Annotated in this window: 9 protein-coding genes; 2 read left to right on the top strand and 7 right to left on the bottom strand. The window is 69.8% G+C overall.

The annotated features are described in order from the left end of the window. Positions 1–12: 12 nt before the first annotated feature. The 3 genes from moaA to IF55_RS24785 all read right to left on the bottom strand — a co-directional run bounded on the left by moaA (position 13) and on the right by IF55_RS24785 (position 3,229). Positions 13–1,002: a GTP 3',8-cyclase MoaA gene (gene moaA, locus IF55_RS24795; protein WP_030889220.1), complete on the bottom strand. Its 990-nt coding sequence runs from the start codon at positions 1,000–1,002 to the stop codon at positions 13–15. Between the two features lie 224 nt (positions 1,003–1,226). Beyond that, the gene (locus IF55_RS24790) at positions 1,227–2,849 is read right to left on the bottom strand and encodes a solute symporter family protein (RefSeq protein ID WP_030889222.1); all 1,623 of its coding nucleotides are present in this window, start codon (positions 2,847–2,849) and stop codon (positions 1,227–1,229) included. Next, positions 2,846–3,229: a DUF485 domain-containing protein gene (locus tag IF55_RS24785; RefSeq protein ID WP_078645146.1), complete on the bottom strand. Its 384-nt coding sequence runs from the start codon at positions 3,227–3,229 to the stop codon at positions 2,846–2,848. Before IF55_RS24785 ends, IF55_RS24790 begins: the two co-directional genes overlap by 4 nt. Before the next feature lie 490 nt (positions 3,230–3,719). Between IF55_RS24785 and IF55_RS24780 the strand changes: the two genes are divergently transcribed. After that, positions 3,720–5,243 (top strand): S8 family peptidase, encoded by a 1,524-nt coding sequence (locus IF55_RS24780; RefSeq protein ID WP_030889225.1) that lies wholly within the window; start codon positions 3,720–3,722, stop codon positions 5,241–5,243. Here the strand turns inward: IF55_RS24780 and IF55_RS24775 are convergent. After that, on the bottom strand, positions 5,215–6,024 hold the full coding sequence (locus IF55_RS24775) for a lysoplasmalogenase (protein ID WP_063764033.1): 810 nt from the start codon (positions 6,022–6,024) through the stop codon (positions 5,215–5,217). The two genes, IF55_RS24780 and IF55_RS24775, sit on opposite strands and share 29 nt — an antisense overlap. Continuing rightward, positions 6,021–6,923, bottom strand: coding sequence for a sterol desaturase family protein (locus IF55_RS24770; RefSeq protein WP_030889233.1), 903 nt, complete (start codon positions 6,921–6,923; stop codon positions 6,021–6,023). The genes IF55_RS24775 and IF55_RS24770 overlap by 4 nt, the downstream gene beginning before the upstream one ends. Before the next feature lie 147 nt (positions 6,924–7,070). Here IF55_RS24770 and IF55_RS24765 point away from each other — a divergent pair, with 147 nt between their 5' ends. Continuing rightward, positions 7,071–10,232, top strand: a complete 3,162-nt coding sequence (locus IF55_RS24765; protein WP_030889236.1) for an NACHT domain-containing protein — start codon at positions 7,071–7,073, stop codon at positions 10,230–10,232. A gap of 4 nt (positions 10,233–10,236) precedes the next feature. Here IF55_RS24765 and IF55_RS24760 read toward each other — a convergent pair whose 3' ends face one another. Further along, the gene (locus IF55_RS24760) at positions 10,237–11,535 is read right to left on the bottom strand and encodes an amidohydrolase family protein (protein WP_078645142.1); all 1,299 of its coding nucleotides are present in this window, start codon (positions 11,533–11,535) and stop codon (positions 10,237–10,239) included. Beyond that, positions 11,528–12,817, bottom strand: coding sequence for an amidohydrolase family protein (locus tag IF55_RS24755; protein WP_030889243.1), 1,290 nt, complete (start codon positions 12,815–12,817; stop codon positions 11,528–11,530). Before IF55_RS24755 ends, IF55_RS24760 begins: the two co-directional genes overlap by 8 nt. Positions 12,818–12,859 lie beyond the last annotated feature (42 nt).

The following is a 12,859-nucleotide window of genomic DNA, read 5'->3' as shown; positions in this document are numbered from 1 at the left end:
CGCCTCCGGCGGTCAGCCGCCGATGGCCGACATCGGGCGCTGAGGCTGGAGGAAGGACGGGTCGTCCAGACCGGAACCGGCCTTCTTCCCCCACATCGCGCGCTTCCAGAGGCCGGCGATCTCCTCGTCGGCCGCGCCGGAGCGCAGCGCGCCGCGCAGGTCCGATTCCTCCTGGGCGAACAGGCACGTACGGATCTGGCCGTCGGCCGTGAGCCGGGTGCGGTCGCAGGCGGCGCAGAACGGCCGGGTGACGGAGGCGATGACGCCCACCCGGGCCGGGCCGCCGTCGACGATCCAGCGCTCGGCGGGCGCGGAGCCGCGCGCGTCGTCGCCCTCGGGGGTGAGGTCGAAGCGGGTGCGCAGCGACGCGAGGATGTCCCCGGCGGTGATCATGCCCTCGCGCTTCCAGCCATGCTGGGCGTCGAGCGGCATCTGCTCGATGAAGCGCAGCTCGTACTCGTTCTCGACGGCCCAGGCGAGGAGGTCGGGCGCCTCGTCGTCGTTGAGGCCCGGCATCAGCACGGAGTTGACCTTGACGGGGGTGAGCCCCGCGTCGCGGGCGGCCGCGAGCCCGTCGAGCACGTCGCCGTGGCGCTTGCGCCGGGTCATGGCCTGGAAGACATCGGGGCGCAGCGTGTCGAGGGAGACGTTGACGCGGTCGAGGCCGGCGTCGGCGAGGGCCCGGGCGGTGCGCTGGAGGCCGATGCCGTTGGTGGTGAGCGACATCTTGGGGCGCGGTTCGAGGGCGGCGACCCGGTCGACGATCGAGACGAGGCCGGGGCGGAGCAGCGGTTCGCCGCCCGTGAAGCGGACGTCGGTGATGCCCAGTTCCGTGACGGCGATGCCGATCAGGCGGACGATCTCGTCATCGGTGAGCAGATCGGGCTTGGCGAGCCACTGCAGGCCCTCCTCCGGCATGCAGTACGTACAGCGGAGGTTGCAGCGGTCCGTCAGGGAGACGCGGAGGTCGGTGGCGACGCGACCAAAGGTGTCGATGAGCATGGTGGCGGCCCCTCCTGCGGAAACAAACCATGGATACATCCAATAATCCGCAGCGTACGCGATGGGTCGGACACTCAGCACACGCCCGACGGGAGCGGGGGCGAGGTGAGCGGCCGGTGGCCTGTGCGACGAGGGGCCGCCACTGGTCGTACGGCCGGATGACGGCCGTCACGGAGCGGTACGGGCTGGTGACACCGGCCGGCGGCGCGGGCCGGCGGTACGGGCTAGTGGGCGCCGTAACCCGTGAGCGAGCGGACCTCCAGTTCGGCGTACTTGCGGGCGTCCGGCCGCTCCTTCGACAGCAGCGAGCCGAGCCAGCCGAGCAGGAAGCCCAGCGGGATGGAGACCAGGCCGGGGTTGGCGAGCGGGAAGTAGTCGAAGTCCATGCCGGGGAAGAGCGCCTTGTCGTTGCCGGACAGCACCGGCGAGAAGATCACCAGCGCGACCGAGGAGATGAGCCCGCCGTAGATCGACCAGGTCGCGCCCTGGGTGGTGAAGCGCTTCCAGAAGAGGCTGTAGAGGATGGTCGGCAGGTTGGCGGAGGCGGCGACGGCGAAGGCGAGGGCCACCAGCGCCGCGGCGTTCAGCCGGTGGGCGAAGATGCCGAGCACGATGGAGATCGCGCCGATGGCGATGGCCGCGAACTTGGCGGTGAGGACTTCCTCGCGCTCGCTGGTGCGGCCCCTGCGGATGACGTTGGCCCACAGGTCGTGCGCGAAGGACGCGGACGAGGCGAGGGTCAGGCCCGCGACGACGGCGAGGATGGTGGCGAAGGCGACGGCGGAGATGACGGCGAGCAGGATCGCGCCGCCGGTCGAATCGGCGCCGCCGCCGACCTCCTGGGCGAGCAGCGGGGCCGCGGTGTTGCCCGCCTCGTTGGAGGCGATGATCGCCTTGGAGCCGACGAGGGCGGCGGCCCCGAAGCCGAGCGCGATGGTCATCAGGTAGAACGCGCCGATGATGCCGATGGCCCAGTTGACGGACTTACGGGCGGCCTTGGCGGTCGGCACCGTGTAGAAGCGGATGAGGATGTGCGGCAGTCCGGCCGTACCGAGGACGAGCGCGACGCCGAGCGAGATGAAGTTGAGTTTGGACGTGCCGTCCTTGCCGTACTGGAGGCCGGGTTCGAGGAACGCCTTGCCCTTGCCGCTCTCCTTGGCCGCCTCGCCGAGCAGCGTGGAGACGTTCCAGCCGAACTTGTTGAGCACCAGGATCGTGACGAGCAGGGTGCCCGCGATGAGCATGACCGCCTTGACGATCTGCACCCAGGTGGTGCCCTTCATGCCGCCGATGGTCACGTACAGCACCATGACGAGGCCGACGAGGGCGATGATCCAGCGCCGGGCGCCCTCGCCCGTGGCGCCGAGCAGCAGCGCGACCAGGGCGCCCGCGCCGACCATCTGGGCCAGCAGGTAGAAGATCGAGACGACGATGGTGGAGGTGCCGGCGGCGGTGCGTACGGGCCGCTGCTTGAGCCGGTAGGCGAGCACGTCGGCCATGGTGAACCGGCCGGAGTTGCGCAGCGGTTCGGCGACCAGCAGGAGCGCGACGAGCCAGGCGACGAGGAAGCCGATGGAGTAGAGGAAGCCGTCGTAGCCGAAGAGGGCGATGGCGCCGGCGATGCCGAGGAAGGAGGCGGCGGACATGTAGTCGCCGGAGATCGCCAGGCCGTTCTGGAAGCCGCTGAACGAGCGGCCGCCGGCGTAGAAGTCGGTGGCGTCCTTGGTCTGCCGGCCGGCCCACACCGTGATGCCCAGGGTGATGGCGACGAAGACGGAGAAGAGCGTGATGATCAGGGTGCGGTGCTCGCTGGCTGCCGCGACGGCGAGCTGCTGGCTGGTGGTCACGCGTCGCCCTCCAGGCGCTCTTTGATGGCTTCGGCCTTCGGGTCGATGCGGCGGGCGGCGTGCCGGGAGTACCACCACGCGATGAGGAACGTGGTCAGGAACTGGGCCAGCCCGAACACGAAGGCGATGTTGATGTTCCCGGCGACCTTGATGTCCATGAAGCCGCCCGCGTAGTTGGACAGCAGCACGTACAGCAGGTACCAGGCGATGAACGCGACGGTGAGGGGAAAGGCGAACGAGCGCTGGGCGCGCCGCAGTTCGGCGAATTCTTCACTGGACTGGACGTCCGTGAAGCGATCCGGCCCGCCCTGCCCTTCGGCGGTGTGTGGTGCGGAGTCCACGGTCTCTCTCCTGACAAGCGGCAGCGGTGCGTGAGCCATGACATGTGATCCGGGTCACGCATCGTAGAGGGGCGCGGCGTCATTCGACAGAGGGTTGTGGTTGAAACAGGCAAGAACCACCTTCGGGGGCGACACCGGCCGTATGTGGCTTCGTTGTCCAGATGTGAACAACGCCCAGCCCCCACCGCCGCCCGGAAGGCCCGGTTCCGGCCCGATCCGGCGCCCGTACGGGATGGTCGTCCTCGCGGCTCCGGTAGCGGCCGTACGGTCGGCGCGGCGGGCCTCGCCGGCAGCCGACGGCCGCTGGTACGGACCCCGGCCGGCGCTGCCGCCGCTGAGCATCGAGGCGCTGCGGGGGCCGCCGTCTTGACGGGCGCGGCGGCGTCGCGGGAGGTCCGGCCGTGGCCCGTACCGGACTTTCTTGGGGAATTCATTGCTCAACGGCCATGATCGGCGCTAGCTTCACTCGTCATGTACCCGTCCGTGCGCGGCAAGTGCGCGTGCGGTACCCGGACGATGTGGAGAACCCATGGCTCATCTGCGATTCAGACGCCGGCGCGCCCTGCTGGCGGTGCCGGCCGGACTGGCCCTCGTCGCCTCCCTCGGCCTGCTGCCCGGCGCGGCCTCGGCCGCCCCGCAGGACGCGCTCCCGGCCAAGGCGCCCGTAGCCGCCGACGGGCCCCTGCTGTCGTACGTGGTCAACACCTCCACCGACCACGCCACGGTGGCCAAGGTGAAGAAGGCGATCGGCCGGGCCGGCGGCAGCGTCGTGACCGCGTACGGGCAGATCGGCGTGATCGTCGCCCACTCCAAGAACCCGGACTTCGCGAAGACCCTCCGTACCGTGCCGGGCGTGCAGTCCGCCGGGGCCACCCGGACCGCGCCGATCACCTCGGCCGCCACCACCGACATCGGCAAGCCCGAGAAGATCAAGGTCCCCAAGGTCACCGCGCAGAGCGAGGCGCGTTCGCTGGCCACGGGCAAGGAGCCCCTGGAGGGGCTTCAGTGGGACATCGCCGCCATCAAGGCCGACAAGGCCGCCGAGGTCAACCCGGGGTCCCGGAACGTGACGGTCGCCGTCATCGACACCGGCGTGGACGACACCCACCCCGACCTCAAGCCGAACTTCTCCCGGAGCCAGTCGGCGAGCTGCGTCACCGGCAAGGCCGACACGAGCCCGGGCTCCTGGCGGCCGTTCGACCCGGACGAGGACTACCACGGCACGCACGTGGCCGGCGAGATCGCCGCCCCGCGCAACGGCGTCGGCGTCACCGGCGTCGCGCCCAACGTGAAGGTCTCCTCCATCAAGGTCAGCCAGGCCAAGGGCAGCTTCTTCTACGCCGAGAGCGTGGTGTGCGCCTTCGTCTTCGCCGCCGAGCACCACGTGCAGGTGACGAACAACAGCTATTACGTCGACCCGTGGATGTTCAACTGCGCGGACGACCCCGACCAGAAGGCCATCGCCGACGCCGTCGGCCGCGCCGCGAAGTTCGCCACCCGCAAGGGCGCGGTGAACGTCGCCTCCGCCGGCAACTCCAACTTCGACCTGGCGGCCAAGAAGATCACCGACGCCTCCAGCCCCAATGACGGCACTCCGGTCTCCCGCGAGATAGACCCGTCGAAGTGCCTCGACGTGCCCGCCCAGATCCCGGGCGTCGTCACGGTCTCCGCGACCGGCGTCAAGTCCCTGAAGTCGTACTACTCCAACTACGGCCTCAACCAGATCGACGTGGCGGCCCCCGGCGGCGACGTCCGGCAGGTGCCCGAGCTGCCCGCCAAGGACGGCCGCATCCTGTCCACCCTGCCCGGCGGCGACTACGGCTACCTCCAGGGCACCTCGATGGCGGGCCCGCACGTCGCGGGCGTGGCGGCGCTCCTCAAGAGCGCGCACCCGGACGCCAGCCCGCAGGAGATCCAGTGGCTGCTCAAGGCCCAGGCGGACAACCCCGGTTGCCCGACCGCGCCGGCCGACCCGGCCTGCACCGGCACGAAGCACGTCAACAGCTTCTACGGCTTCGGGATCGTCAACGCCCTGAAGGCGGTGGAGGACTGACCTCCGGCTGAGTGAGGGAACCGTGGGGCCGGGCGGCACACGCCCGGCCCCACGTGCGTGTCCGGCCCCACGTGCGTGCCCGGCACCACGTGCGTGCCCGGCCCCACGTGCGTCCCCGGCCCCACGTGCGTGTCCGGCCGCTGCCCGCCCGTAGCAGCCCGTCCGCGAGCAGGTACTGGGCCGCCACGTAGGTGGCCATGATGCAGAGCTGCGGCGCGGGCGGCTGCGGCCAGTCGGCGAGGCCGCTCGCGATGAGCGTGTCCGACACCAGGAACAGCAGCCCGCCCGCCGCCGCCCGCGCCCCGACGCGCGTCGCGCCCAGCGCCATGGCGGTCAGCAGCAGCGCGTACCCGGCCACGGGGAGGCGCAGCCCGGCTTCGAGGCCGGGCCACAGGAGGGCGACGGTGACGAGCCAGGCGGCGCCGTAGGCGGCGCCGAGTGCGTACTTGCGGGGGCCGCCGCTCTTCGACTGGTGGCGGGCGAAGAGAACGAGGTAGCAGACGTGCCCGGCGGCGAAGGAGGCCATTCCGGCGAGGAAGGCGGCCCGGTCGTCGAGTTGCAGGAGCGTGTCGCCGCCGCAGCCGAAGAGCAGCGCGGCGATCAGCGAGCGGGGCGCGCCCCGGGCGGCGGCGTGCAGGGCGAGGGCGGGCATCAGCGCGGGTTTGGTGAGGTGGTGCGCGCCGTCGAGGTGGGCGGCGAGGGCGAGGAGGTGGAGGGCGACGAGGGCGGCGAAGAGGAGGCCGGTGGTGCGGGCGGCGACGGTCTGCTGCCGCCGGCTCATGCGACGCGTTCGGGGGCGACGGTACGAGCCGGAGCCGTTTCCCCGGCCTCCCCGACCGTCGTCCGTACGGGCTGCCACCCCGGCCCCCGGAACACCCGCCCGGCCCGCTCGCGCCAGCTCGTCGCGGCCCGTACGTCGCGCGCGATGGCGACGTACTCGTGGGTGGCGACGCGCAGCGGGTTGAACGTCCGGATGTTCTTGGTGAGCCCGTAGACCGGCCGCTCCGTCTCCGGCACGAAGGAGCCGAACATCCGGTCCCAGATGATCAGGATGCCGCCGAAGTTGCGGTCGAGGTAGCCGCCCTGCGAGGCGTGGTGCACGCGGTGGTGGGACGGCGTGTTCAGCACGTACTCGAACGGCCGCGGCAGCCTGCCGATCCGCTCCGTGTGCACCCAGAACTGATAGACGAGGTTGGCCGACGAACAGAACGCCACCGCCGCCGGATGCACCCCGAGCGCGATCATCGGCACGTAGAACGGCCACACGGTCAGCGTCGTCCACGGCTGCCGCAGCGCGGTCGTCAGGTTGAACTTCTCGCTGGAGTGGTGCACCACATGGCAGGCCCACAGCACGCGGATGACGTGATGGCCCCGGTGCGACCAGTAGTAGAAGAAGTCCTGCGCGAGCAGCATCAGCGGCAGCGTCCACCAGAGGACGGGGACGCGGAGCGGCGTCAGCTCATAGACCGCGGTGTAGATCGCCACGATCGGGATCTTCCAGAGCGCGTCGAAGACGAGGCTCCCGACGCCCATCCCGATACTCGTCGCAGCGTCCTTCGCCTCATACCCCGCCGCCCCGCTCTCCTGCGCGGGGTGCCGCCGGTAGCTCACCATCTCCAGAACGGTGAGCAGGACGAAGGCGGGTATGGACCACATCACGACATCGGGCAGATGAGGCATGGCCGCACCATAGGCGGCCGGGCGGCCACGCCGCTAGGGGTTGTTACCCATCGGTACCAGACAAGGGTTACCGCCGGTTCGGCCTGTCGGGGCGGGGGTGGGCGCGGATACTGGCTCCGACATCGCGCACTCGGGAGGTGGCGGCGGATGCAGGGGGCGGAGGCGGTCGTCCTACGGTTGGCGACCACGGTCGTGAGCGCGCTCGCCAAGTCGCTGATCGCCAAGAACCCGGGGGCGGGGCTCGTACGCAAGCCGGGCAGCCCGGCGCGGGCGGGGCGGCGCCCCGAGCGGCTGGGCGAGCAGGAGACGGTGCGGCTGGTGGAGTGGCTGGCTCGGCGGCTGTCGGGGGTCGGGCCCCCGTCGCTGCCGGAGCATGAGAGGCGAGCGGCGGTCGACGCGGTGTGCGACGTCTTCTGCGGCGCTGAAACCATCGACCAGGAGACGCTGTTCGCCGCGGACCTCGATCCGGCGCGGCTGCGGGCGGTGCTCTTGGGGCACTCCCCTGGCCTGCCGGAACGGGCGGGGCTCGGCGAGGTGGGAGCGGCGCTGTTCGGGGAGTTGCTGGATGCCGCTTGCTCGCACCTCGTGGAGTACGTGACGTCGCTGCGGTCCTTCCCGGCGCGTACGGACGTGGAGTTGGTGCGGCGGTCGGGCGAGACGGGGCGGGCACTGGAGGCCGTACGGGAGAGGCTGGGGCCGGCGCCCGAGGCTCGGGCCCTTGCGTTCGAGGAGCGCTACGGGCAGTACGTCGAGGCGACGCACGGCAGGCTCCAGCTCTTCGGGCTGACGCTCGGATGTACGGGGGCGCGGGAGTGGCCGCTGAGCACCGCGTACATCACGCTGAGCATGAGCAGCGAGGCCGAGCACCACTACGGCTTGGAACCGACGGCCCAGCCTATGGCCGTCTCGGTCTCGGTCTCGGCCGAACAGGCGCTGGCGGGTTGCGATCGCATGCTGCTGCGCGGCCCGGCCGGCTCGGGCAAGAGCACGCTCATGCAATGGCTCGCCACCAATGCGGCGCGCCGCGGCTTCGGGCAGACGCTGACCGACTGGAACGGCTACGTGCCGTTCATGCTGCGGCTGCGGTCCTTCGCGACGCGCGAGACGCTGCCGCTGCCGGGCGAATTCCTGGCCGCCACCGGCAATCCGCTGGCGGGGGCGGCGCCGGCGGGGTGGGTGGAGGAACTGCTCACCGCGGGGCGGGCGCTGGTCCTGGTGGACGGCGTGGACGAGGTCCCGTCGGCGCTGCGGCAGCGCACCAGGGAGTGGCTGCGGTCCCTCTTGGCCGCGTTTCCGCATGCCCGGTACATCGTCACCACCCGTCCCTCCGCCGTCCCGGAGGACTGGTTGCAGGGGCAGGGCTTTACAGCGCATTCGCTGCTGCCGATGGGGCGCGAGGACATTCGGAAGTTCATCGAGCATTGGCATTTGGCGGCTCGTGAGGAGTGTGCCGATTCTCGGCAACAGCAGCTCTTGGACGGTTACGAACACTCCCTCCAGCAAGCCGTCACCTCGCGCCGCGAGCTGGGTCAGCTCGCCACAAACCCCCTGATGTGCGCCCTCCTCTGCGCCCTCAACCGCGACCGCCGCATGCACCTCCCCCGCGCCCGCAAGGAGCTGTACGACGCCTCCCTGGACATGCTGCTCGTACGGCGCGACACGGAGCGGGAGATCGCCGGGGTGGAGGGCGTCGACCTGACGCGTGACGAGCAGATGCTGCTGCTCCAGCGCCTGGCGTACTGGCTGATCCGCAACGGGCAGGCGGAGGCGACGTGCGCGGAAGCCGTCGAGATGATCGACGGCTGGCTGGCCGCCATGCCGCAGGTACGGGCGCAGGGTGACGCACAGGCGGTCTTCAACCACCTGCTCAACCGCAGCGGCCTGCTCCTCGAACCGATCCCCGGTTCGGTGAACTTCGTCCATCGGACGTTTCAGGACTACCTGGGGTCTAAGGAGGCGGTCGAAACACGCGACTTCGGGTTGCTGGTCCGCAACGCACATGACGACCAGTGGGACGACGTCGTACGGATGGCGGTGGGGCACGCCCGGGTAGAGGAGCGGGCGCGGCTGCTCCGGCAGTTGCTGCGGCGGGCGGAGCGGGTGAAGGGGCACCGGCAGCGGCTTGTGCTGCTGGCAGCGGCATGTCTGGAACATGCGCCGGAGTTGGACCCCGCGCTTCGGGAGGATGTGGAGGGGCGGACGGCGGAGTTGCTGCCGCCGCGTAGCGATGAGGATGCCGAGGGCCTGGCCAAGGTCGGCGAGCTTGTTCTCGAACTGCTGCCGGGGCCGGACGGACTCGACGAGGATGCCGCGGCGGCGGTGGTACGAACAGCGGGGCTGGTCAAGGGGGATGTCGCCTTCGGGCTGATATCCAGGTTCCGAGAGGACACGCGTTCACGTGTCGCATTCGAAGTTGCGCAGGCTTGGGGCTCTTTCGAAACAGAGCCGTACGCTCGGGAAATTCTGAATCGCCATTCATGGGAGCATGCCGAACTAGAAGTGGAGAGCACAGAGCAACTCGCCGCCTTGCGTCACATCCCAGAAGTACACCGCGTATTTGTACGCGGCCCTCACGCCAACCTTGAGCCATTACTCCTTACCAACGGGGTGGAAAAAATCGTCATCTTCGACAATCACACCCTCCGGGACCTATCCTCATTCGCTTCTGCTCTCCACCTGCGTGAGGTCTCACTCAGCCACTGCCCAGAAGTAAGAGATCTAAGACCATTAGCTGGTCCCAAAATAAGCGCCCTATTCCTTCTCGATGTCCACCCTGACATCTCATTGGAACCGCTGCGGGACATGCCAAACCTCCGATCTTTTTCACTCGACCATCCTGTGATTGCGGACCACGTAGGAGAACTACCGGTCGGCCCTCAGCTCACAAAGCTCCGTCTCCGTCACGGCATGCGCTATCTGAGTTTGGAAGGTATTGAACGCTGGCCTCACCTCACTACCCTCGGGCTCGGCGGCGCTACACAGTTGGATCAGCTGTCCAGGACAAATCCCCTCACACGGTTGACCGAATTATCCCTGGAGGAACTAAGTTCGCTCGACCTGGCCCTGGTGAGCCGTCTCACGAGACTGCAGAAAATCTCCTTATGGCGGTGCGACATCCCCAACGGCCTCAACTCGTTGCGTGAACTGCCCGACCTCACATCCCTCTGGCTATCGCACTGCGCACTGTCAGGAGTCCCGATCGACCTGAGCCCATTGGCCGACCTGGAGAATCTCACCGTCACGGTCATTGCCAAGACTCCGACAATCGGCGATGACCAGTTCCCGCCCGAACGCCTGGTCCGCCTATAGCGCCTTACCAAACCCGCAAAGAAGCCCCCTTCGCGAATACCGGGCTTGTAGCGTCCTCTGGTGGCTCCTCCAGGGGGTGTGCGATCTCGGTGACCGTGGGGCCTGCCTTGGCCGCTATGGAGTTCAAGAGCGCCAAGTCGAAGCCGTAGATGCGGGCCGCGTTGCCGCCGACCATTGCTGCCACTTCCTCCCTCGCGACCCCCGCGAAAGCCGCCCGCAGTCCCTCGCGCGTATACGGGTAAGTCCCCTCGTCATGTGGGTAGTCGCTCCCCCACATGATCTTGTCGAGGCCGATTCGGTGGCGGAGTGGCACTTCGTGAGGGCGCATGAAGCTGGCGCCGACGGAGCAGTTGGTGTGCCATGTCTCGCTCGGGGGTGGGCCCATTGAATCGGCCAGGCCCACACCGAATTTGGCCTCGGCGGTCGCGGTCGCTCGTGTTGAAGCGGCGACCAGACGCCCGTGGTAGTAGTCCAGCATGTCCAGGACCCCGGGGATCCAGCCGGAGCCCTGTTCTGTGAGGACGAGGCGCAGGCCGGGGTGGCGGTGGAAGGCGCCGCCGAAGATCAGGTGCCATAGCGCGCGGTGTGAGAACCACGTCGTCTCGACCATGAAGACGGCACGGGCCGAAGGCTCGTCGCCCAGCGGCGGGGACGCGGAACCCGCGTGGTGGTTGACCGGGATGTCGAGTTCCGCGCAGGCGGCCCATAGGGGGTCGTACGTCCGGGAGTGCAGTTCCGGGAGGCCGGAGCCCGGTGGGGTGCCGGGGAGGAGGATGCCGCCGGTCAGGCCCGCTGCCTTCGCCCAGTGGACTTCTCGTACGGCCTCCTCGACGTCGTTCAGCAGGATCTGCGCCACGCCCGCGCGGCGGCCCGGGGCCGCCGCGCAGAAGTCGGCGAGCCAGCGGTTGTGGGCGCGCAGTCCGGCCCAGCGCTGGGCGAATTCCTCCCGTGTCGGGGCGGGGGCCATGAGCGCGGCGCTGGGGAAGAACGGCGGGATGGTGTTGGGGAAGACGACCTCGGCGACGATGCCGTCCGCCTCCAGTTCGGCCAGGCGGCGGTCGGAGTTCCAGTTGCGGTCGGCGGAGTCGGCGAGGAGGTCCTCGTACGGGTTGACGTATGTGGCGGCCCAGGCGTCGAACGCCTCGTGGTGGGCGCGTTCCAGGTACGGCCGGTAGTCGAGGAGGTCCGCCCCGGCGTGGCAGTCGGCCGAGATGACCGTGTAGCGGTCGGCCGGGGCCGGAGGGCCGGGCTCGCCCCCCTCAGCCACCGCCGACGCCACCGCCTCGCGGCCGGCGTCAGTCATCGCCGACCCCTACGTACGGGAAGTCGAACCCCGTCAGCCAGTGCCGCCCCGTCTCCCGCGACCGTCGCCAGGACGCCTCGACGGGTGCCTGGTTCGCGTTCTGGCCCAGGTCGGACGGGAGGGGGCCGATGCGGCGGGCCACTTCGGTCAGGGCCGGGACGTCGAAGCCGAAGACCTCGGCGGCCGACTGGCCGAGCATGCGGCGGGTCTCGCCGATGGGGATGTCGTGGAACGTGCTGCGCAGCCACTCCCGCGTGCGCGGCCAGGTGCCCTCGGGGTGCGGGAAGTCGCTGCCCCACAGGATGTTGTCGACGCCGATCTCGTAGCGCTGGGCGAGTTCGCGCCGCTTGGTGTTGGTGGCGCAGATGAAGATGTTGCGGTCCAGGTACTCGTGCGGCGGGCGTTTGAGTTCGGCGAAGGGCGAGAGCTTCTTGCCGCCGTGCGAGCCGAGGTAGAGGCGGTCCATGAACCACAGCAGGTTGGGCAGCCACCAGCAGCCCGACTCGGCGATGCCGAACCGCAGACCGGGGTGGCGCTCGAAGACGCCGGACCAGAGCATGAACCACAGCGGCCTGGCGGGCCACCAGGTCACCTCGGAGACGTAGATGCCGAGGTGGTCGCCGTACTCGTGGCGCGGCGCGGCCCCCGAGTGGGTGATCACCGGCATCCGGGCCTCGGCGGCGGCCGCCCACACCGGGTCGTAGCGGCGGTCGTGGTAGGGGGCCTTGTCGACCCACATGGCGGGGATCATCAGCGCGCCGAGCCCGGCCTCCTTGGCGCGGTGGATCTCGCCGACCACGCGGCCCACGTCGCCGGTGATGGGCAGCAGGGCGACGCCGCAGTGCCTCTTCGGGTCGTGCGCGCAGAAGTCGGCGAGCCAGCGGTTGTGGGCCTGGGCGCCCGCCATGCCGAGGTCCGGGTCCTGGTCGCCGGAGAGGCCGAGGCCGACGCCGAAGGGGGCGGCGGTGCGGCTGTCGACGGCGTCGGCGTCCGGGAAGACGACCTCGCCCGCCACCCCGTCGCCGTCGAGTTCCTTCGCCCGCTGCGCCGCGTCCCAGCCGCCGCGCAGCCCCTCCTCGTGCTCCTCGAACCACTTGGTGGCGAAGGTCTCGTTCCGGATGCCCAGGCGGGTCATCTCCGCGCGGCGGCTCTCGCGCTGTCCAAGGAATTCGTCGAAGTCGCGGTGGAACCTCGTGTCCAGATACGGCCGGTACTCCTCGGTGGGCAGTCCGGCGTGCGAGTCGGAGGAGATGATCAAGTACGGGTCCGTCATGTCCGTCATCACTTGCTCCTCGTTCGGGTGGAATCGGCTGGAGTCGGCTGG

Source organism: Streptomyces varsoviensis (assembly GCF_000718635.1).
In the GTDB taxonomy this organism is placed as follows: Bacteria; Actinomycetota; Actinomycetes; order Streptomycetales; family Streptomycetaceae; genus Streptomyces; species Streptomyces varsoviensis.
Note: the sequence above shows the minus strand (reverse complement) of the source record. Positions and strands in the feature narration are given on the sequence as shown.